We start from the raw sequence: 20901 nt of genomic DNA, 5'->3' as shown, positions 1-20901 counted from the left end.
AAACTGAGCTAAGCCGAAAAAGGAAAGTCTGTAATGTAGAAAGTTTCTACTAATTGTCACACTGAGCTTGTCGAAGTGCATAGCTAAAATATGAGAATATACAAACAACCATTCTCAAAAAAAGCAAATCTCAAATCACAAAATCTTCTTTTTTGGTTTCAGTTTCGATTTCGATTTCGATTTCAAAAATAAGCTTCAACTATTTACTATCAATTAAAAACTGCTACTGAAAACTCTAAGAATCCTTTGGCTTATCTTTCTTAGCAGGCATTGGTCCACGTAAATGAATGACCAAGCCGTTTAAGAAATTACGTAAAAACTGATCGCCACACTCCACATACTTAGGATGATCTTCTTTACGGAAAATAGCACCTAACTCACTTTTGGTTACTTTAAAATCAACTAACGCACAAATTTTTACGATATCATCATCACGTAGTTTGTGTGCTACTCGTAATTTTTTAAAGATATCATTGTTGGTAAGTGCCATCATCTAGAATTTGAAAAGCAAAGTACGGAAATATAATGCAAACTCATCGGTAGAAATCTTTTGTTATTTAGCAAGTCTGTATATTTTTTCGCGAAAGCGAACAGCAAACCATTAAATCTCTTAATTTTGTCATCTATGGAAGAACAAAAAACCACACGCATTAATAAATACTTAAGTGAAGTGGGCTACTGCTCCAGAAGAGCCGCAGATAAGCTGATTGATCAGGGTCGTGTGACCATCAACGGGAAAGTTCCTGAGATGGGTACAAAGGTGGTTGAAGGTGATAAAGTAGCGGTTGATGGGGTGGTCGTTTCTCCAGATCAAGAAGATTTTGTGTACTTGGCGTTTCATAAACCTGTCGGTATTGTCTGTACCACAGACACCCGTGTAGAGAAAGATAATATCATCGATTTTATCAACTATCCAAAACGTATTTTTCCGATTGGACGACTCGATAAACCGAGTGAAGGTCTTATTTTCATGACCAATGACGGTGATATTGTCAATAAGATTTTAAGAGCTCGTAATAATCACGAAAAAGAGTATGAAGTGACGGTTAGCCAACCCATTACTCCGTCTTTTATTCAGCAAATGAGTAATGGTGTGCCTATTTTGGATACCGTTACGCGCAAGTGTCAAGTAGAGCGATTGAGCCGATTTACCTTTAAAATTATTTTGACACAAGGATTAAATCGTCAGATTAGACGGATGTGTGAATATTTGGGCTATGATGTGGTGCGCTTAAAGCGAAATAGGATTATGAATGTTTCCCTAGACCTGCCTGTAGGTCAATGGCGCGACCTTACCAAAGCAGAACTAAACGAAATCAATAGACTCGTAGAAAAATCGGCGAAGACGCATGAATCGTAAATTTTAATACAGATAAAGGGTTCGTTTTAAGTAAGAAAATAGAGGATAACAAATAAAATATAATTCTCTTATATTTACCTCTATCATAACCATCACCACCATCACACTATGATTATTTACGGCACCAAACCCGTCCACTTAAAAACTGTTGAAAACAGAACTGTAAAATGCAACAATTGCGAAAAACAAGGGAACATAGCCTTTAGTTATTTTAGCAGTCATTTTCACGTGTTTTGGATTCCTGTATTTCCGTATTCTCGAAAAGGATTCTCAAGTTGTACAAACTGTGGAGATGAGTTAAAACCGAAGCACATGCCAGAATCTATGCGTAGAGCGTATAAGGAGACAAAAAGGGATACCAAACTTCCTTTCTGGCAATTTTCTGGAGTGATCATTGTGGTACTTTTAGTTGCCTACTTTACCTATGAGTCTAAGGTTGAAAGTGCTACTTATAACGAGTATATAACAAGCCCTAGAAGTGGTGATGTCTACAGGTATAAGTTAGGGTATGATGAATATACAACCCTCAAAATAGCAGAGATCACAGAAGATTCTATTTATCTCATTCCTAACGAATATGTGACCAACTTAAAAAGCGGCGTCACAGAAATAGATGTGGATACTAATTACGGAGACTTTATGTATGGCTACTCTCGTGATGAGATTGAGCGTATGTTTAAGGATGAAGAAATTTATCAGGTGGATAGAGAGTAGTGTTTTTAACTACAAATTATTTCTTTTTGAAAGCAGCTATAGTAAGAATAGTGATAGACAGTTCTATCATCGGAGCTATACTAACTTTTATTTTTCTTTCGGATAAATTAGCAAATACTTACAGAAGTAAAGCAATTACGCATTGAATACATTTCTTTTTTTCATTGTCAAAAAAAGAAATCGAAGGTTCACGAAATCTTCAAATAAATAACAATTGGGTCTTACGTCTTATGTCTAACAGCGAAGCGGTCTTATGTCATAGTCGGGTACGACTATTATTGATTACTTCAACTCAAAACTAGCAGAGATCATCACCGTAATTGACAGCTCTCCAGGTGCCATTGTCTCGCCACCCGCATCAGAAGATTCCATCGCAAAATTAGCGCTTCTCAATTGTGGTGAAGGTACATTGGCACTTGCTTCACTTATTACTACTGCTTTTCCGATAGATTGGCCTAAAGCTTCTGCATAGGTTTCAGCGCGTTTTTTGGCATCAAGAATCGCCTTTACACGCGCCTCTTGCTGTAAGGTTGCAGCTTGTGAAGACATAAACTGAACACCGTCTATGCGGTTAATCCCAGAGTTGAGTAACCCAGAGATAATTCCTTCATATTGGGTGATATCCTTTAGTAAGATAGTAAGTGATTGATTCGCCTTATATGAATACGTTTTACTGTTATAATCGTAATTCTTATTAAGATTGATGTATTCTGTTCGCACATCCTCAGAGGCTAATCCTTGAGATCGTAAAAATTTGATCACAGCATTGATAGAGGCATCATTTTCATTTTTTACGGCAACTACATCTTTTCCTTCACTCTCAACTCGTACCTTAATAACAACCTGATCGGGAGTGACTTTGACAACGCCTTTTCCTGTGACGTGAACAAGCGGTTCTGTGGGGTGTGTTTGTGCGGTAAGACTCATAGCGGTAAATAGGAATATAAATAATGGTAGTGATTTCATGGTAAATAGGAATATTATATTTTACCTAATTTAATCATTATAAACAATATAATAATAGGAATGGCTAATAAAATAACCATAAGTGTATGCGCTTGTAATAAAGATGGCATCAAAAATAAGGTAATAAGGTACCCTCCTACCGCACCTCCAAAATGTGCATCATGTCCAATGTTATCATTTTGAGCACGCATCCCATAAATAGAATACAAGAGATACCCTATTCCAAACACATACGCAGGCATGGGGATGATAAAAAAGAGCCCTAACATCATGTTCGGATTTAATAAAATAGCCGCATATAAAACACCAGAAACAGCTCCACTGGCACCAAGCGCTGAGTAATGATACTCATCCTTGTGAAAGTAATAAGACAATAAATTACCGATTACTAAACTCCCAACATACACCATCACAAATGGAAAAATACCTAATTGATATATGACAGGATTAGCAAAAAAGTATAGCGTAAGCATATTCACAAAAAGATGCTGAGGATTGGCATGTAAAAAAGCAGAGCTTACCATACGCACCTGCTCTCCTCTCCGGATAGCACCTACATTAAATAAGTATTTACTTTTAAAACTATAATCATTAAATCCCTTCATAGAGAAGAGCACATTTATCGCAATAATAGCTATTGTCACTGGATGTAAGTCCCCCATAATTTTTTCTTATTTCGCTGTAAAGATACCTATATTTGTGATATCATATTCTAACAATTTTGTAAATGCAAGCGATCGCTTATTGGCTTATTTACCCCTTACTTTGGATCCTATCAAAATTACCATTCAGGGTGTTATATGTCCTTTCAGATATGGTATATATTCTTGTATATCGCATGATAGGCTATCGCAAAAAAACCGTACGATTTAATCTAAGAACGGCTTTTCCAGAAAAATCTTCTCAGGAACTAAAAAAAATAGAGAAAAAATTCTACCATCACCTTTGTGACTTGTTTATAGAGATGATTAAAACATTAAGTATCTCAAAAGAACAACTTCAGGCAAGAATGACCTATACCAATATGGAGGTGATTCAGGATCTAGAAAAAAGAGGTAAAAGCGGAATTGTTTTATTAGGTCACTATGCGAGTTACGAATGGTCTTTTGCCATACAATTACACGTAAAGAATACAGGCCACGGGATTTATAAGAAAATTAAAAATCCGTATTTTGATGCTTTAGCACGCCGTATCCGAGGACGATGGAACACTAAACTGATCGCCAATAAATTTGCTGCCAAACATATGACACAACAAAAAAAAGAAGGTGTTGTGAGTATGTATGGTTTTGTAGCAGATCAGTCGCCAAGATTAGCAAAGTCTCATTATTGGACACAATTCTTAGGACACGAATTACCTTTTTTCACAGGCGTAGAGCGAATTTCTAAAGAACTAGATATGCCTATTGTATATCTTAAAGTGAGAAAGATAAAACGAGGGCACTATGAAGGCACATTCCTTGAGCTAGCTCAAAACCCTACAGAGTTCCCAGATTATGAAATTACAGACGCTTTCGCGAAAGCGTTAGACGCACAAATACGAGAAGCTCCAGAATATTACTTATGGACGCATAAACGATTTAAACTCCTTGGTAGAAAACAAGAATCTGCGGCCAACGCTAGTTCGACTTAAGGTGTTGACGTTACCTTAAACAAAAGAGGCGGATTCTTTTTTGCTCCTTCTTTTTTTGAAGAGGCATCTTTAATATCAAAGACTTGAATACGTGTCCCCGCTTCTGTGGATTCTAGACGTTCTAGTGCTTCATTATTAAGTCTATTTCCTTTTACAGAAATGGTAGGATATCCCGGAAATTTTATTTTAAAAGAGGTGGTGTTAGTATCCCCATTTTCATTCATATTAAATTGAGCCAATTTTTCTTTAGAGACTTTCATCGTGGGGTCTACTGCTTTTTTCTTTGAATTTTGTGCAAAAGAACTTGAAACCGCAAAACATACGAATAGAAGGACGAGTGCTATTTTTTTTGGATGCATCATAAGATGGTTTTTTAGCATTATTATTCTTAATAACTTATTTATCAGCAAAATATTGTATGTATCTTTTATGTATTTACATAAAAAAACCTCTTATCACTAAGAGGTTTTTTTATTATTTAATGGCTGTTTTTACAAACCAGCCACTTCTTTTATATCTTGAATCATGGCATCAGCTACACGTGTAGCTTCTTCCTGTGATCCTGCTTCTGTATATATACGGATAATAGGCTCTGTATTTGATTTACGAAGGTGTACCCAATGATGTTCAAAGTCTATTTTAACACCATCGATCGTGCTGATATCCTCATGAGCATACTTTTTTGCCATGGCAGCCAATAATGCATCCACATCAAGATCAGGTGTTAATTGTATCTTTTGTTTACTCATATAATATTGAGGGTAACTCGCTTTGAGTTCGCTTACGGTCATATTCCCTTTGGCAAGATGCGTTAAGAACAACGCAGTTCCTACCAGACTATCACGTCCATAGTGAGACGCTGGATAGATAATACCTCCATTTCCTTCACCACCAATCACAGCATTTGTATCTTTCATTAATTGCACCACATTGACTTCTCCCACAGCACTTGCTTGATATGTACCGCCGTGTTTGCGAGTGATATCTCTCAGTGCACGAGAGGATGATAAGTTGGAAACTGTATTCCCTTTGGTTTCACTCAATACATAATCGGCGCAAGCAACCAATGTATATTCTTCTCCAAACATTTCGCCTGTTTCATCTATAAATGCCAGACGATCTACATCGGGATCGACAACAATACCGAAATCGGCTTTTTCTTTGACCACCAATTTACAGATATCGCCTAAGTGTTCTTTGAGAGGTTCTGGATTGTGAGGAAAATGTCCGTTGGGTTCACAGTATAATTCCACAGGAATGACTCCTAACCTATCCAATAATCGAGGGATGGCAATTCCTCCCGTGGAGTTCACCCCATCAACGACCACTTTAAATTTTGCTGCTTTAATTGCATCTACATCCACTAAATCTAACTCAAGAACTTCATCAATGTGCAAATCGATGTACGCATCATTCACGGTAATTTTCCCGAGATCATCTACTTCTGCAAATAAGAAATCTTCATTTTCAGCATACGCAAGGATCTTCTCCCCTTCTACCCCATTTAAAAATTCGCCTTTACTATTTAAAAGTTTCAGGGCATTCCATTGCTTTGGGTTATGCGAAGCTGTTAAGATAATACCACCATCGGCATGTTCCATAGGAACTGCAATTTCTACAGTAGGTGTGGTAGAAAGTCCAAGATCTATCACGTGAATTCCCATACCGATGAGCGTATTCATCACCAGTTCTTGAATCATGGCTCCAGAAATGCGAGCATCGCGACCCACTACCACACGATAGGTTTCTTTATTGCGATCGTTTTTAAGCCATGCGCCATAAGCAGCTGCAAATTTGACTGCATCGATGGGTGTTAAGTTATCGCCTGTTGCACCGCCTATCGTTCCGCGGATTCCTGAAATAGATTTGATTAATGTCATAGTCTTTGGTATGCTTTCGCGAAAGCGAAAAGATTGTATTAGTCTTTAATAATTGAATTCGTACATAAGGGAGTGCAAAAATAAGAAAAGAGAACTACTTTACATGCTAGTTTGTAAATAGTAACGATTTGATGATGGGAAGATAGGGGTAACGCTCCTACCTGACGGCAGACAAGTTCGCGAAATGATACACTGAGCATTTCGACAAGCTCAATGTGACATCAGTCTAGGTAATACACAAAACGAAAAACATATCTCTCAAAAAATATTAGTTATTTTCAAGTATTATTCCACATCAAATAGTACCTTGTTACGATATGAATTTTCTAGCCCACATATACCTTTCGCAAGCCAATGATAGGGTCACTATTGGCAATTTTATGGCAGATGGGATCAAAGGGAAAAAGTATCTAAACTATCCCGAGGAAATTCAAAAAGGTATTCTGATTCATCGTTGGATTGATAGCTATACCGATAGTCATCCAATCACCAAGCAAAGCACCAAGCGGCTTCATCCGAAATACGGACATTATAGCGGTGTGATTGTAGATATTCTCTACGATCATTTTTTAGCTAAAAACTGGGAAAAATATCACGAGCAACCGCTAGAGGAATATGTAGCCGATTTTTATGCCCTCCTCAATGACCATTATGATCTTCTTACACCTCGCATTCAAAAAATGATGGTTCCTATGATAAAGCAAAACTGGTTGCTTAGTTATGCTACGTTAAAAGGGATCGAAACCGTTCTCTACAATATGAATATCCGTATTAAAAATAGAGTTCCTATGGACGAGGCGATTCAAGACCTCAAAGAACATTACGATGCTTTTGAAGCGGAGTTTACCGCCTTTTTTGAAGAATTACGTGCTTTTGTAGCCATTAAAATAAAAGAATTGTAATATGGCTTCCGCATTTGGTCATGCATTTGCCGCAATTGCTTTGGGAACTAGTCTGCCTAAAGAATATAGAACTGTAAAATTCTGGATTCTTTCCATGGCGTGCGCTATACTTCCTGATGCAGATGTCATTGGTTTTTCGATAGGCATTCCGTATGACTCATTTTGGGGACACCGCGGCTTTAGTCATTCGTTACTAGGTGCCTTTGTTTTGGGAATTACTATCACTATTCTTTTTTATAGGAGCATTGTACTGTCCAAAAAAGGAATTATTCTCGTTCTTTTTTTTACAATCGCTACGGCTTCGCACGCAGTACTAGATGCCATGACCACTGGCGGATTGGGCGTTGCCTTTTTCGCACCCTGGGACAACACACGACATTTTTTTGATTGGAGACCCATACAAGTATCTCCCATAGGCATTAAAAACTTTTTTAGTGAATGGGGACTACGTGTTATTATGAGCGAACTCCTATATATCTTTGTTCCTGGAGCGTTTTATATGGGAAGTATGTATATCATACGTAAGATTAGAAAATGAGGTTTTTTTTACGCTTCTGCCCCGGAAATACAAGTTTGCCAAAGCAAGTATAATGTCCTTGAGAAAGTAGGACTATTTTAGGATCCCATATTATAGGAAAAGGATAAAACACTTCACTATTCTAATTTCCTACTTCTAACCGAAAAGAATAAATTAACATTTCCAGACACAACCATTTATTGATTTTATACTCTAATAGATATAAAACACATACCATGAAACACTATCTATCTATTTTATTCTTATTTGTTTGTTGTATCATAAGTTGTACAGAAGCAGACGACACATCCATACAAGTATCTACTTTAGAGGATTTTGGTGGTGCTGAATTCTTAGGAGACAATTATGATGAAATCATAGAAAACCCTTTTATCAATACCGCAGACGAGGCGGTTTCTACCTTTTCAGTCGATGCAGATGGTGCTGCGTACGCTAACATGAGACGCTTTATTCAAGAAAGTCAGCAATTACCTCCTGTAAATTCTATACGAACAGAGGAATTAATTAATTATTTCAATCTTGACTATGAGTATACAGATACGACCCATCCCATAAACTTAAACGGAGAGATAAGTACCTGTCCGTGGAATGCAAGTAACCAACTCGTTCGGATTGGTATTAAAGGAAAACCTATTCCTGAAGCAGAGTTACCTGCATCTAATTTTGTTTTCTTAATTGATGTTTCTGGATCGATGTCTAGTGAAGACAAACTAGAACTTCTTAAAAATGGCTTTAAGCTCTTTGTCGATGAACTCACCGATCAAGATCGTGTTGCGATTGTCACCTACGCAGGAAATGCGGGACTTGTCCTTCCTTCTACCCCTGGAAGTCAAAAACAAACGATTAAAGATGCGATTAATAGCCTTGGCTCTGGAGGAAGTACTGCAGGAGCAGAAGGGATTATTACTGCTTATGAAATTGCGCAACAACATCTTATAGAGGGCGGAAATAATAGAATCATTATTGGTAGCGATGGAGATTTTAACGTAGGGCCTTCCAGCACAGAAGACCTTGTGACTCTTATTGAAGAAAAAAGAGATTTAGGCATTTTCTTAACCGTTTTAGGAGTAGGACGCGGGAACTTAAATGATGCTGCCTTAGAACAAATTGCAAATAATGGAAATGGTACTTATGAATACATAGACACCATTGAACAATTACGTAAAGTGTTTATCTATGATTTTAGTAAATTTTTTACGGTAGCCAAAGATGTAAAAGTCCAGGTCCAGTTCAATCCAGAAAATGTTCTTGCCTACCGATTAATAGGATATGAAAATAGAATATTGGATAATGAAGACTTTGAAGACGACGAGGAAGATGCGGGAGAAATAGGTGCTAATCAAAATATTACTGCGATTTATGAAATTATACCACAAACTAATCAAAACCTGAACATAAAAGCACTCACCATCGATTTTAGATATAAAAATCCTGATGAAGATTTGAGTATTCCCCTATCATTAGATGTTTTTGACGAAGGAAATACCTTTACACAATCTTCAGATTATATGCAGTTTACAGCAAGTATCGCTTCCTTTGCGATGCTTTTAAGAGACTCGGAGTATAAAGGAACAAGTACGTATGGTGATATCATCAATTGGTTAGACAATACATCGCTTGCAGATTCCTATAATTTTAAAGCACAATTTAGAGATTTAGTACAACAAGCTTCAAGCTTTTAGATAATTACAAATACCTCTGTAATAAGAGACTGTAAAACAGTCTGAATAGCGTGGTGCCTGTTCAGACTGTTTTTTTATAATGTATAATGAAAAAAATATGAAAATCATAAATACTGATTATCAAACTGTTAAAAATATTTAAAATTGTAAGCAACCCAATAGTAAGCATGGTTTTTTTAAAATGAAAAATCTATCTTTATATATGTAATATTTTATAAAACAATGAATTACACTACACAATCTTGCAAGGATAGACACAAACCTGAGTGTCTTAAATGATCAGGACATACTCATCTTATAATCTATATAATTATGCTTAAGAACATTTTAAATATAAATGGAGTAAAAAAACTAGACAACAAAGCACAAAAATCAATTACGGGAGGGAGACGATGTAATAACCCTTGGTTATATAACGAACTAACTATAGAATCCTGTGGACTTTGTGGTGGAAATTGGATTACCGAAAATGGATGTGAATATTGTGAACTACCATTTAACAGTAATTGTTATTAACAACAAACAATTAAAAATAGTAAAAACAGTCTGAATGGTGTGATACCTGTTCAGGCTGTTTTTTTTTATAATGTATATAGTATCCTCCACCCTATTTTTTAGTAATATACGAATTAGGAATATCTCATACCCCCCTCTGAATACAGTATTTGTATCCAGAGGATTTTTCTATCTACACTTAATCACCTATCAAATAGTCTGCATATATTATTTTTTCATTTTGTTTAGAATCCCTACATTTAAAAAAAGATATTTTCTAACCATGATGAAATACACTACCCTATCCTTTCTTGCTCTTTTATTCCTGATCACAAGTTGTAAAACTGAAGCTCCACAAGAAAAACGAACCATTGAACGTGGCTTACTATCTCAAAAAGCCATGGTGGTTTCGGCCCGTGAAGAAGCTTCAAAAATTGGTGCAATGATCATGGAACAAGGAGGGAATGCCTTTGATGCGATGGTCGCTACAGAAATGGCACTTGCAGTGACCTATCCCTTTGCTGGAAATTTAGGTGGTGGTGGTTTTATGGTGTATCGCACGGCCAATGGGGATGTGGGCGGACTTGACTATCGGGAGAAAGCCCCCGGTGCTGCCGATAAAGATATGTATTTAGATGAACAGGGAAATGTCATTCCTAACCTGAGTACCGAAGGTGCCATGGCGGTGGGCGTCCCAGGAACCATCTCTGGTATCTTTGCTGCCCATGAGAAATTTGGCTCCATGCCTATTCAAAAACTTTTGCAACCTGTGGTTGATTTGGCTCGTAATGGCTATGTGGTGACTGAAAATCAGGCGAAACGTTTTGAGAAATACAGTGAAGTCTTTAACCGCGTGAATGGTGACAGTACGATGCTGTATAGCACCGCTTTCGCGAAAGCGGAAACCGTCAAAAACCCTGCTCTTGCCGAAACCCTAGAACGTATCATCGCCAATGGGAAAGCCGAATTTTACGGCGGTGAAACAGGTCAGAAAATGGTCGAATATATCCAATCCAAAGGAGGTATCATGACCGTAGATGACCTCAAAGCCTATGAAGCACAATGGCGTACGCCTGTGACTTTTGAATATGACAACCTGAAAATTATTTCTATGAGTCCGCCGTCAAGTGGAGGTGTCTGTCTTGCGCAAATTATGCAAATGATAGAGCCCTATGACGTTTCACAATACGGACACAACTCCGAAAAAGCCATTCAAGTCATCACCGAAGCAGAACGTCGTGCGTATGCCGATCGAAGCTTTTACTTAGGAGATCCTGACTTTGTAGATATTCCGATCGAAACCCTAATTTCTGATGCGTACAGCACCAACAGAATGGACTCCTTCTCTTGGGATAAAGCGACCCCTTCTAGTGATGTAAGTCATGGCGAAGTACCTGGCTATGAAAGCATGGAAACCACCCACTACTCTATTGTAGATCAATTTGGAAATGCCATTGCAGTTACTACAACCTTAAATGGCGCGTATGGTTCTAAATTGTATGTAAACGAACTCGGTTTCTTTTTAAATAACGAAATGGATGATTTCTCTTCAAAACCAGGTGTCCCCAATATGTTTGGGCTTATTGGCGCTAAAGCCAATGAAATCGCTCCTGGCAAACGCATGCTTTCGAGTATGACACCAACACTTGTTGAAAAAGACGGAAAATTCTGGATGACAGTGGGAACCCCCGGAGGATCGACGATCATTACTTCAGTATTGCAAACCATCTTAAACGTTCACGAATTTGACATGGGAATGCAAGAAGCAGTGAATGCACCGCGTTTTCACCATCAGTGGTTACCCGATATTGTGATGTTTGAACCAAATAGTTTTGACAAAACATTACTGGAAAGCTTAAAATCCAAAGGCTATGTGCCTAATGAAGAAGTTTCGCCCGTTATTGGGAAAGTCGATGGGATCTTAGTCCTCCCAGATGGTACCCTAGAAGGAGGTGCCGATCGTCGTGGGGATGATACGGCTGTTGGGTTTTAAAAATTAGTTATTGTCAGTCTGAACGAACCTTTCGACAAGCTCAAGACAGGCTCTGTCGAAGACATATTTAGTAAGTAAAACAATCAAAGCACTTCGACAAGCTCAGTGTGACATTTGATGTGTGATGTTAAAGATAAAACAAGGCGACTGAGTGATTCGTTGAAAACGAATTGTATCAAAGCCTTGTTTCTACTCTACTTTTCAAATTTTTATGAATGTACCGCTATGGTTAAACTTAAAAAGGTAGTGTAACGGTATATTTTGAAGCTTATTTAAGTTGTAATAGATTTTCTAATGCATAATTCGGGTTTAAAGAAGTTACCTCGTTATATAAAAACACGTACAACGCCATAACACCATAACGTCGCCACGTATAAATTTCTTTTTTTATTCCGCTTTCGCGAAAATGATCCCATCTGCATTCTCACTAGATTACGGAAACCCGTATCAATATTTGATTTTAAATGGGTAGGTTTAGTACCGATTACAAACGTTTATAAGTGCTTGTAGTCGTTTGCACATGTTAAAATCAAAAAGGAACTTGTTGAAAAATAGCTCAAAAACAACATATTAGCCTATTTTATTCTTAAAATATATAGTAAGTTTGTAGGTACGCATATACATATGTTACCCAACATTAGAGTAAATAAAGTAAAAATGAAACCGAATCACTTATGAGTTGGGAGGAAGACAAAGACAAAATAACACAAAGATATTTTCAAGCAATAAACAAAAATAACATTGAGTTATTTGGAATAATTAAAGATAATCTAACGGAAATAAAACCGGTTTTACCTTTAATTGAATTCGTTCTTTCGCGATTGGAATCCGTGACTACTTTGGTATTAGATAATCGGATTTGGGATGCTGAAATTGTACTAAGATCTGCACTTGAAACTTTTACGAAGTTTTTATTTATCACAACTGCCGATAAAGAAGAACAGAACATTCGAATAAACGAATATTGGAATTCTTTAGCAGAAATAAGTTCTATAAAACAATCTGCTCAGGCAAAAAGAAATTTAGAACATTTTGGAGATAGTGAAGTTCATAGACTTGCATATTTACCGATGGTTTTACCTGCCGATTTAGAAACTGAATTACGTGAAAAGTGGACAAAATCTGAAAGACAAAAAGTAGAGCAAAAGTGGTCATTTACAGAAATGATCTTTTCGATTTCAAAAAACTATCGAGGCAAACCATTTGAAATGGTTGTTGCGCTTACTCATAGTTATAGAATGAGTAGCCACGTTATGCACGGAGACGAAACAGGAATTTCAATTATTAGAGAGCGAGAAAGTCGACCTCAAGCTGATTATGAAATTGCAATGAATGCTCATTATTTAAGATTATTAAGCGACAGTTTTATCTATTGCGCTTTTATAGCAATCGAGACTATGGAATTTCTGAATTTGAAAGAAAATAAAAAATTCTTTTTTGAGAATCAGAAAAGTTTAGATGATATTCAAGAATTGGTACAAAAATATCACGGAAAAGTTTTTGAAGACATTGATTATGATAAATATAAAACGAAGGAATAAAACGTTGGGTAACAACACCTATGCGATAATGCGGGGTTTTGGTTTAATTCAAAGGTTTTTGCCTATTTGGTTTGTCGCCAAAGATTTAAATTTAGTATTTTAGAAAAGATAAAAACAAAACATAAACTTTGGCTAAGTGCTGACCTGAAAACCTCTGATTTTCTAATTCCGCACTACGCATAGCTAAACGTTGTGCGCAATTTAAGAAATACCTAAAATGAAAAGAGTTTTAAGCATTATAACAATATTATTTTTGACATTAAATGCAACTGCTCAATCTGAAAAGGACGAAATAATTATTGTTCAAAAATTTTACAAAGACACTCTACAAACTGATTATCGCAAAGTTAAATTTGAAATAAACAAGAAAGCCGACAAAGTAAATCGATTGGATTACTCTTCCGCTCATATGTCGGACACTATAATTGTACGAAGAACAACCGAATATAAGTTTGAAAATGGTCATTATATTACTTTAGAGCGCAATAATTTTAGAAGAATAAGTAATGTAGAAACATATAAAATTGGAGACACTATTTTTGAAAAAAAAGCTGATTATCTGACAAAAAAAGCATACTCAAAGAACAAAATCACTTATGCCGCTAGGTTATATCCTGAGCGACAATTAGTTCCTTACAACGAACTGAAGTATATATATAATAAAAGCGGTAATTTGATTAAAATTAAAGAAAAATACAATTCCGATGTGAACGAAGAATACGAAACTGTATTTGAATATAAAGATGGTATTGTTTGCAGAATGACTGAATTTAAAAAATTTGGCGGAAAATGGATTAAGGAAAAAGTCTGGGGATATGAATTAATAACATCAAATAAACTAAGAAAAAAGATAAGAAAACGAATCAATAATTTACTGCTGACAAATCAATTTATTGAAACTCCGTGGTAAAAACTGCGCACAACACCGGTAACCGTTGCACAACCCTATAATTTTCTAAAAAGCAAGTACCTATAAGACGTTTTAAGGGGACTTTATTTTCTATCCTACATCCTAAAAGTGAATTTTTAAGGAGCGTACAACACCTCCTTTTGATCCAAAAAAAAGCGTTTTTGCAAAAACAGTAAACTTTGAGATTCCTACCCCACTTTTTACCCGTTTTTGAGTGAATTTGAGGTATTTCTTCAGATTATACGCTATGGCAGATAAGTGCATCACCTTGTTTGCCTGTTGAAGTCCTATCGTATGGATCTTCCTGAGTCCCATAAATTGAGTTAATGTTCCAAAGACAGGCTCTACTGTACTCTGTCGTTTGCCTTTCATATAACGCCCTTGGGGGCTTTTCATTCTAGCGATGTTGCGTTCATATTCCTCTCGGTAATACGTGACTGTAAATTTCTTCTCCTGTGCACTCTTGCCTAAACATGCACTTCGTATCGGACAGTCGATGCATAATCGCTTTGATCCTCGGTATTCCTTCTTCTTCGTCTGGTTCTTCTTCTCTATAAATACTTTTTTAAATGGAATGATCTTACCCTGTGGACACACATAATGATCGTTTGCCTCATCATACACAAAACCATCAGGACCGCCTTTATATGTGCCGTGAGGGGGTATAAAACTCGTTAAGCACATTCCTTCTAAAAAAGCATAGTTCTCGCCACTGCTATATCCCGTGTCGGCTACGCAATTTTGCCATACAAAGCCTTCTTTCCATAAACGACGTTGTAAACGTTTGGTTATATCCTCTAGCTGTTGACTATCCTTCCCGTCGGCATGATAGGCTTGAATATCAGTAATTACATGATGTGCCGTATCTACACTCAACTGACTACAATAATTAAGCTTACGTGCCTTGCCAGGTTTCACACTAATACGAGCATCAGGATCTGTGGGACTATAATGGGTCTTATTACTGGTATAACGACTCCCCTTGTTTCCTGAACCAGGGCGTTGGTCTTGGTCTTTTGACCATTTCTTTTGTCGAGATGTTATACCGTCTAACTGCTTTTGGTTGGCAGTAATGGTTTGTTGTTCTTCTGTGGCTTTATTATGCTTCGCTTTGCGAAAAACTTCTTTATCCCTAGCACTTATATGACGAATCGCAGCTAAATGAGCATCCAAGTCTTGAGAAGGTACTTTCAGCTCCAAACTATCCATACTCGCATTGGCCTTCACAGGGGCTGAATCTATACATTGCGTATGACCACTGACCATGCCTTTGGAAATACACATTTGAAAAACATGCATAAAGACAGATTCAAATACGGCTTCTGGAAATAACTGCCGCGTACGACTGATGGTACTATGCCAAGGCAAGGCCTCATCAATATCATACCCTAAAAAATATAATATATCCAAGCGCATACTATAATGATCAATCAGCTTTCGATCACTAATGATATTCTCTAAATAACCCACTAAACAAAACTTAAAAAATACAACAGGGTCAATACTCTTTTGACCACTACTACCGTAATACTGCTCGGTAGCAGCGTACAGAAAGTCTAGGTGAAGCACCTCTTTTAAACGCCTGTAAAAATTAGTTTCTGGAACGCGATCACTTAATTGAAAACTATTAAATAATTTCTCCTGATAAATCTTAAATCCTTGCATACAACAAGTTACTAATTTTATGTATTTTTAGTAAGACTTGTGCAACAGGCACACCGTATAAAAAAAATTGCTGGTAAAAGCCAATTTACGAAAGTCCTCGCGGACTTTCTATCTGTGATTTATTTGCTATCTTTAGTGCTTAAACCACGCAACTTTTCTTATACAACAACGTTGTAAAACATTTGAAAAATCAGTGATCATAAAACGAGTTTTTTGGTTAATTACGATCAGTTTGGTTGTCTTCCTAAGCTACAAAGGCATATCCAATTATCAGAGATCGCAGCAAATTTTGGAAGAACAAAAGCAGGTTTGGTATAGCAATAACATACTTGAATTTTATAAATACACACCTAATGAAGAAGAGTACTCTTATAATGTTAAGTTGCTGGATTCCCTTTCAAAAATTCCAAATCAAATAAGAAAGCGCTTTTTGGCTATCAGTAAGGATAGTATTATGTTCCTACCTCTTGATATCGACTCGATAAAAATTAAGCGACTAAACTCCAAACAATTCATTTATGAGTCTTCATTGACCTTAGGACAGGCTGATAAATTGTTCAATGAAATGTTATTCAATGAATTTAAGGATTATCTTTTTAGAAACGAGATTGATACCGCAAGGGTGATAACAATGACGTCCAGAGTTTACAAGAATAAACAGGTTCCGTTACCCCCAGGGATCTTAACCAATTTTGAATATGAATAAACGTTTTACAATCGAGTAGACGGCTGACGATCAATTGATCGCCAGTGCGCCTCTCACACCACCGTACGTACGGGTCTCGTATACGGCGGTTAGCAATCCATCTTTTCAATCGCTCTTTACACCAATCGAAACTATTTCCTAATTTATCAAATGGCTACACATTTTCTAGGGAATCGATCACCCAATAACGAAAACAAATGCTCCATTCGGCATTTCAGAAAGGATTACTTTCAGTCCTTCCTCATTTGTGAGACCTATGCAGATCTACTGCAACTCGTTTCTCGTGAGTACTATGACCTCTGCTGACTTCTCCACAAACCAACTCGTGATTATGGAGATCTCCCCAGGTAAGAGCATCTTCTTTCACTCGATTCCTGCTGTATCTACTATTTTGGTTATCACTTTAAAAAAAAGTGTTTAGGACTTCGCAGTGATGTGCCTACTTATCCAACCTCATAGCCTCGTATACAGTTCCTGTTCGTCAGTACCGAGTTTTGTAGTCCTGCTTCCTTCAGTCCTAGTTTCACAACTAGCAACCTTGCAGCTTACTAATGGTTCAAGGCGTTACCCCTGCCCATAAGGGACTTGCACCCTCTAAATGAATTATTTATCTTTCGATAAATAAAAGATGCCCATGCTGGGCACACACAACGCATAAACCCCAAGCTCACCGTAGCAGGGTTTGAGGAAAGAAATTAATTAAAAATGGTAACGGCTGAACGTATAAGCCAGTCAACTCGTTCGCACGGGGTTTATACGGGGACGTTGGCAATAATATCAGCGGAACGTAAAAAACGAAGAATTTTATTAATGAAATATAGCATTCCAGATAAAAGAGAATTGACAAAATCTGAAATTGAATTTCTGACTTATCTGTTTGGAAAAGAAAAATCGGAATGGACGAATTTAATCGGAAATCTGAAAGTTATTGCGAGATGTGGTTGCGGAAAATGTCCGACTGTAATGTTTGGAAAAACATTTGACTCGGAAATTCAAAAAGGAAATTTAATAATTGATTACGCAGGAAAAGGGCAAAACGGAGAATTAATTGGAATTTCTCTGTTCGGAACTGACCAAATGCCGACTGAATTGGAATTTTACTCAATAGACGGAGAATCGGACATCACGGAATTACCAAAAATTGAAACGCTAAAACGTGCTGAATATAATTAAAATACTATTGCCAACACCGGTAACCGTTGCACAACCCTATAATTTTCTAAAAAGCAAGTGCCTATAAGACGTTTTAAGGGGACTTTATTTTCTATCCTACATCCTAAAAGTGAATTTTTAAGGAGCGTACAACACCTCCTTTTGATCCAAAAAAAAGCGTTTTTGCAAAAACAGTAAACGTTGAGATTCCTACCCCACTTTTCACCTTTTTATGAATGTACCGCTATGAATTTGAATGCCACTGTTATTGCTTTCGCATAAGCGGACTTAGATAAAAAATATCTACATCATACATGTAAGCCTCCATTCCCTATTCCGTTTTTATTTACTAAATTACGTACGTAACCATCCAACGCATACTATAAAAATAGTCATCTTCATAATGAGCTAGCACAAAGGGAGGTTGCACTTTTAGAAGGATTACAAAAGTCAACTTACTGAAAACCAAAATACTCATGACCAAACATTTAAAAACATTGAAAATTTATACACCCATCGTTTCGTTTGTACTCATTTATTTCCTAGTCGCTATTTATACTCTCCAGGCACAAGACAATGTGCTTCAAGAACTTGAGGAAATTGCGATTGTTGATCAAAAAGTAATGATGCCGATGCGAGATGGTATTCGCTTAGCAACGGATATTTACCGTCCGAAAACGGATAAAAAAGTGCCGATTATCTTTTCGCGTACGCCCTATAATTTTAATTCTTGGGGAGATGGAGAAGAAAAAACCAGAACAGCAGAAAGAGCCTTAGAAGCTGTTAAAAGAGGATATGCCTATGTTGTTCAAAATGAACGAGGGCGCTATTTTTCTGAAGGGGAATGGGATATTCTAGGGGTTCCGTTAACCGATGGGTATGATGCCTTTACGTGGATGAAAAATCAATCTTGGTCCAATGGAAAAATAGGAACTCTAGGATGTTCTTCTACCGCCGAATGGCAAATGGCAGTAGCCGCTTTAGATCATCCTTCACATGCCGCTATGGTACCTCAAGGGTATGGCGCGGGTGTCGGTAGAATCGGTTCCATTAACGAGCAAGGGAATTGGTATCGCGGCGGCGCTGAACAAATGCTATTCTTCTCTTGGTTATACGGTGTAGAACATGATAAGTTTAAACCACGTATTCCAGCTGGAGCTACACAAGAAGATTTGATTCGGATTTCTAGATTTTACGATCTAGCGCCTGAAAATCCACCCGTAGATATGTCGGAGGCACTACAGCATTTGCCCATTCAGGATATTCTAAAAAACATACACGGTAAAAATGAGATTTTTGATAAAATGATCCGTCGTAAACCAAATGATCCAGCATGGTTTGAGGGAGGAATTTATCACGATGATATGGAAATCGGAGTACCTAGTTTTTGGTTTGCTTCTTGGTATGATGTCTCCATAACGCCAAACCTAGCTTTGTTTAATCATGTTCGTAATAATGCGAAGGATAAAACCATTAGAGATAATCAATATTTAGTCATTGCTCCAACCTTGCATTGTGGCTATACACGAGCCACACAAAACACCATTGTGGGTGAACGCAGTGTGGGTGATGCTAGACTCAATTACGATGAGCAAATTTATAGCTGGTTTGATTGGTGGCTGAAAGGAGAACAAACTGATTTTAAAAAGAACACACCTAGGGTACAATATTACACCATGGGAAGTAATACATGGCAAGCCTCAGAAACTTGGCCTCCAGAAAATGCAACATTAACTACCTATTATCTTAATAGTAATGGAAATGCGAATAGCCTTTTTGGAGATGGAAAATTAACCACATCCAAAACAACGACTGATGCAATAGATAGCTTTACCTACGATCCTATGCGACCCGTGCCATCCTACGGAGGAAATGTGTGTTGTACAGGAAATGCAATTCAAGGAGGTGCGTATGATCAACAGCAGATGGAAACGAGAAATGATATTTTGGTGTATACTTCAGATGTCTTGGACGAAGGTGTTGAAGTTTCTGGTTTTATTGAGTCAGTCTTATATGTGTCGTCAGATGTAAAAGACACCGACTTCACTATCAAACTCATCGATGTGTATCCTGATGGGACGGCTTATAACCTAGATGAAACCATACAACGCGTACGATACCGTGAGGGCTATGACAAAGAAGTGTTCATGGAAAAAGGAGAAGTTTACAAAGTAGCATTAACCCCCATGTCGACGAGTAACTACTTTAAAAAAGGACATCGTATCCGTATTGAAATCTCTAGTAGTAATTTCCCGCGTTTTGCACGTAATTTGAATACAGGAGGCAATAACTATGATGAAAAAGAAGGGGTTGTCGCTCAGAATAACGTTCATCACTCTTCTATGTATCCATCATACATACGATTGCCTATGATTACGGATTAGTCATGGAATAATAGTATAAAAACTTACTAACAATAAGGTGAAAATTAGTTCGTTTTTTACCTCAATTAAGATTTTTGATACAAACTTGTTATTACTTGCTATGAAGAATATGCTTTATATGTTGAATATTTTTTGTCCGCTTTCGCGAAAATGATCCCAACAAATTAAAATGAGCTTTTACGGAAACCCGTGTCAACGTTTGATTTTAAATTAGCAGATTTAGTTCCAATTACAAAAATGGTTGTAAATATGTGTAGTCATTTATAATTGGATAAAATTATAGAATACTATCAAAAAGAAGCTTATACACAATAGGTTACCCTGTTTTATTATATTTTAGAGTAAATTTATAGGTAAAAATATACTTAGAATATAATAGC

The 20901-nt window shown here is 37.0% G+C and carries 19 protein-coding genes; 13 read left to right on the top strand and 6 right to left on the bottom strand.

All coding sequences use genetic code 11. The annotated features are described in order from the left end of the window. Window positions 1-235: 235 nt before the first annotated feature. Window positions 236-490: a DUF1456 family protein gene (locus ACFO3O_RS18005; RefSeq protein ID WP_379981495.1), complete on the bottom strand. Its 255-nt coding sequence runs from the start codon at window positions 488-490 to the stop codon at window positions 236-238. A gap of 135 nt (window positions 491-625) precedes the next feature. Between ACFO3O_RS18005 and rluF the strand changes: the two genes are divergently transcribed. Together rluF and ACFO3O_RS17995 are read left to right on the top strand one after the other, a co-directional pair. Further along, window positions 626-1360 (top strand): 23S rRNA pseudouridine(2604) synthase RluF, encoded by a 735-nt coding sequence (gene rluF / locus ACFO3O_RS18000; RefSeq protein ID WP_379981396.1) that lies wholly within the window; start codon window positions 626-628, stop codon window positions 1358-1360. Window positions 1361-1468: 108 nt separating this feature from the next. Next, entirely contained in the window at window positions 1469-2074 is a 606-nt protein-coding gene (locus ACFO3O_RS17995; protein ID WP_379981394.1) for a hypothetical protein, read from the top strand. Between the two features lie 282 nt (window positions 2075-2356). Here ACFO3O_RS17995 and ACFO3O_RS17990 read toward each other — a convergent pair whose 3' ends face one another. Continuing rightward, a complete protein-coding gene (locus ACFO3O_RS17990) occupies window positions 2357-3040 on the bottom strand; it encodes an SIMPL domain-containing protein (RefSeq protein ID WP_379981392.1) in 684 nt (227 codons plus the stop codon). Between the two features lie 14 nt (window positions 3041-3054). Further along, window positions 3055-3702 carry a rhomboid family intramembrane serine protease gene (locus ACFO3O_RS17985; protein ID WP_379981390.1) on the bottom strand — a complete coding sequence of 216 codons (648 nt, stop codon included), beginning with the start codon at window positions 3700-3702 and terminating at the stop codon, window positions 3055-3057. 65 nt (window positions 3703-3767) lie between these two features. Between ACFO3O_RS17985 and ACFO3O_RS17980 the strand changes: the two genes are divergently transcribed. Continuing rightward, a complete protein-coding gene (locus tag ACFO3O_RS17980; protein ID WP_379981388.1) occupies window positions 3768-4673 on the top strand; it encodes a lysophospholipid acyltransferase family protein in 906 nt (301 codons plus the stop codon). Here the strand turns inward: ACFO3O_RS17980 and ACFO3O_RS17975 are convergent. Continuing rightward, window positions 4670-5035, bottom strand: a complete 366-nt coding sequence (locus ACFO3O_RS17975; protein ID WP_379981386.1) for a GldM family protein — start codon at window positions 5033-5035, stop codon at window positions 4670-4672. The genes ACFO3O_RS17980 and ACFO3O_RS17975 overlap by 4 nt on opposite strands. 129 nt (window positions 5036-5164) lie before the next feature. Then, window positions 5165-6553 (bottom strand): phosphoglucosamine mutase, encoded by a 1389-nt coding sequence (gene glmM / locus ACFO3O_RS17970; RefSeq protein ID WP_379981384.1) that lies wholly within the window; start codon window positions 6551-6553, stop codon window positions 5165-5167. A 317-nt stretch (window positions 6554-6870) separates the two neighbouring features. On the opposite strand from glmM, the gene ACFO3O_RS17965 reads away from it, so the two are divergent. The 7 genes from ACFO3O_RS17965 to ACFO3O_RS17935 all read left to right on the top strand — a co-directional run bounded on the left by ACFO3O_RS17965 (window position 6871) and on the right by ACFO3O_RS17935 (window position 14614). Next, the gene (locus ACFO3O_RS17965; RefSeq protein ID WP_379981382.1) at window positions 6871-7455 is read left to right on the top strand and encodes an acyl carrier protein phosphodiesterase; all 585 of its coding nucleotides are present in this window, start codon (window positions 6871-6873) and stop codon (window positions 7453-7455) included. Between the two features lies 1 nt (window position 7456). Beyond that, the gene (locus tag ACFO3O_RS17960; protein WP_379981380.1) at window positions 7457-7993 is read left to right on the top strand and encodes a metal-dependent hydrolase; all 537 of its coding nucleotides are present in this window, start codon (window positions 7457-7459) and stop codon (window positions 7991-7993) included. Between the two features lie 215 nt (window positions 7994-8208). Then, window positions 8209-9675, top strand: coding sequence for a vWA domain-containing protein (locus ACFO3O_RS17955; protein WP_379981378.1), 1467 nt, complete (start codon window positions 8209-8211; stop codon window positions 9673-9675). A gap of 312 nt (window positions 9676-9987) precedes the next feature. Beyond that, a complete protein-coding gene (locus ACFO3O_RS17950; protein WP_379981376.1) occupies window positions 9988-10191 on the top strand; it encodes a hypothetical protein in 204 nt (67 codons plus the stop codon). Window positions 10192-10456: 265 nt separating this feature from the next. Further along, window positions 10457-12163 carry a gamma-glutamyltransferase gene (ggt, locus tag ACFO3O_RS17945; RefSeq protein ID WP_379981493.1) on the top strand — a complete coding sequence of 569 codons (1707 nt, stop codon included), beginning with the start codon at window positions 10457-10459 and terminating at the stop codon, window positions 12161-12163. A gap of 674 nt (window positions 12164-12837) precedes the next feature. After that, window positions 12838-13704: a hypothetical protein gene (locus ACFO3O_RS17940; RefSeq protein ID WP_379981374.1), complete on the top strand. Its 867-nt coding sequence runs from the start codon at window positions 12838-12840 to the stop codon at window positions 13702-13704. A gap of 217 nt (window positions 13705-13921) precedes the next feature. Further along, window positions 13922-14614: a hypothetical protein gene (locus tag ACFO3O_RS17935; protein WP_379981372.1), complete on the top strand. Its 693-nt coding sequence runs from the start codon at window positions 13922-13924 to the stop codon at window positions 14612-14614. 102 nt (window positions 14615-14716) lie between these two features. On the opposite strand, the gene ACFO3O_RS17930 is transcribed toward ACFO3O_RS17935, so the two are convergent. Continuing rightward, window positions 14717-16279 (bottom strand): IS1182 family transposase, encoded by a 1563-nt coding sequence (locus tag ACFO3O_RS17930; protein WP_379981370.1) that lies wholly within the window; start codon window positions 16277-16279, stop codon window positions 14717-14719. 289 nt (window positions 16280-16568) lie between these two features. Between ACFO3O_RS17930 and ACFO3O_RS17925 the strand changes: the two genes are divergently transcribed. From ACFO3O_RS17925 to ACFO3O_RS17915, 3 genes are all read left to right on the top strand, one after another. Next, window positions 16569-16985, top strand: a complete 417-nt coding sequence (locus ACFO3O_RS17925) for a hypothetical protein (RefSeq protein WP_379981368.1) — start codon at window positions 16569-16571, stop codon at window positions 16983-16985. A gap of 705 nt (window positions 16986-17690) precedes the next feature. Next, a complete protein-coding gene (locus tag ACFO3O_RS17920) occupies window positions 17691-18158 on the top strand; it encodes a hypothetical protein (RefSeq protein ID WP_379981366.1) in 468 nt (155 codons plus the stop codon). Window positions 18159-18613: 455 nt separating this feature from the next. Beyond that, complete coding sequence (locus ACFO3O_RS17915) at window positions 18614-20521, top strand: CocE/NonD family hydrolase (RefSeq protein ID WP_379981364.1); 1908 nt, start codon at window positions 18614-18616, stop codon at window positions 20519-20521. Window positions 20522-20901: the final 380 nt, after the last annotated feature.

This window comes from Dokdonia ponticola (assembly GCF_042653865.1).
Lineage (GTDB): Bacteria > Bacteroidota > Bacteroidia > Flavobacteriales > Flavobacteriaceae > Dokdonia > Dokdonia ponticola.
Note: the sequence above shows the minus strand (reverse complement) of the source record. Positions and strands in the feature narration are given on the sequence as shown.

Bases quoted from the DNA above. Each gene is read 5' to 3' on its own strand.
- glmM (WP_379981384.1), bottom strand. From the start codon at position 6,553: ATGACATTAATCAAATCTATTTCAGGAATCCGCGGAACGATAGGCGGT.
- ACFO3O_RS17955 (WP_379981378.1), top strand. From the start codon at position 8,209: ATGAAACACTATCTATCTATTTTATTCTTATTTGTTTGTTGTATCATA.
- ggt (WP_379981493.1), top strand. From the start codon at position 10,457: ATGAAATACACTACCCTATCCTTTCTTGCTCTTTTATTCCTGATCACA.
- ACFO3O_RS17975 (WP_379981386.1), bottom strand. From the start codon at position 5,035: ATGATGCATCCAAAAAAAATAGCACTCGTCCTTCTATTCGTATGTTTT.
- ACFO3O_RS17920 (WP_379981366.1), top strand. From the start codon at position 17,691: ATGGTAACGGCTGAACGTATAAGCCAGTCAACTCGTTCGCACGGGGTT.
- ACFO3O_RS17935 (WP_379981372.1), top strand. From the start codon at position 13,922: ATGAAAAGAGTTTTAAGCATTATAACAATATTATTTTTGACATTAAAT.
- ACFO3O_RS17915 (WP_379981364.1), top strand. From the start codon at position 18,614: ATGACCAAACATTTAAAAACATTGAAAATTTATACACCCATCGTTTCG.
- ACFO3O_RS17990 (WP_379981392.1), bottom strand. From the start codon at position 3,040: ATGAAATCACTACCATTATTTATATTCCTATTTACCGCTATGAGTCTT.
- rluF (WP_379981396.1), top strand. From the start codon at position 626: ATGGAAGAACAAAAAACCACACGCATTAATAAATACTTAAGTGAAGTG.
- ACFO3O_RS17985 (WP_379981390.1), bottom strand. From the start codon at position 3,702: ATGGGGGACTTACATCCAGTGACAATAGCTATTATTGCGATAAATGTG.
- ACFO3O_RS17930 (WP_379981370.1), bottom strand. From the start codon at position 16,279: ATGCAAGGATTTAAGATTTATCAGGAGAAATTATTTAATAGTTTTCAA.
- ACFO3O_RS17950 (WP_379981376.1), top strand. From the start codon at position 9,988: ATGCTTAAGAACATTTTAAATATAAATGGAGTAAAAAAACTAGACAAC.
- ACFO3O_RS18005 (WP_379981495.1), bottom strand. From the start codon at position 490: ATGGCACTTACCAACAATGATATCTTTAAAAAATTACGAGTAGCACAC.
- ACFO3O_RS17960 (WP_379981380.1), top strand. From the start codon at position 7,457: ATGGCTTCCGCATTTGGTCATGCATTTGCCGCAATTGCTTTGGGAACT.
- ACFO3O_RS17940 (WP_379981374.1), top strand. From the start codon at position 12,838: ATGAGTTGGGAGGAAGACAAAGACAAAATAACACAAAGATATTTTCAA.
- ACFO3O_RS17995 (WP_379981394.1), top strand. From the start codon at position 1,469: ATGATTATTTACGGCACCAAACCCGTCCACTTAAAAACTGTTGAAAAC.
- ACFO3O_RS17965 (WP_379981382.1), top strand. From the start codon at position 6,871: ATGAATTTTCTAGCCCACATATACCTTTCGCAAGCCAATGATAGGGTC.
- ACFO3O_RS17980 (WP_379981388.1), top strand. From the start codon at position 3,768: ATGCAAGCGATCGCTTATTGGCTTATTTACCCCTTACTTTGGATCCTA.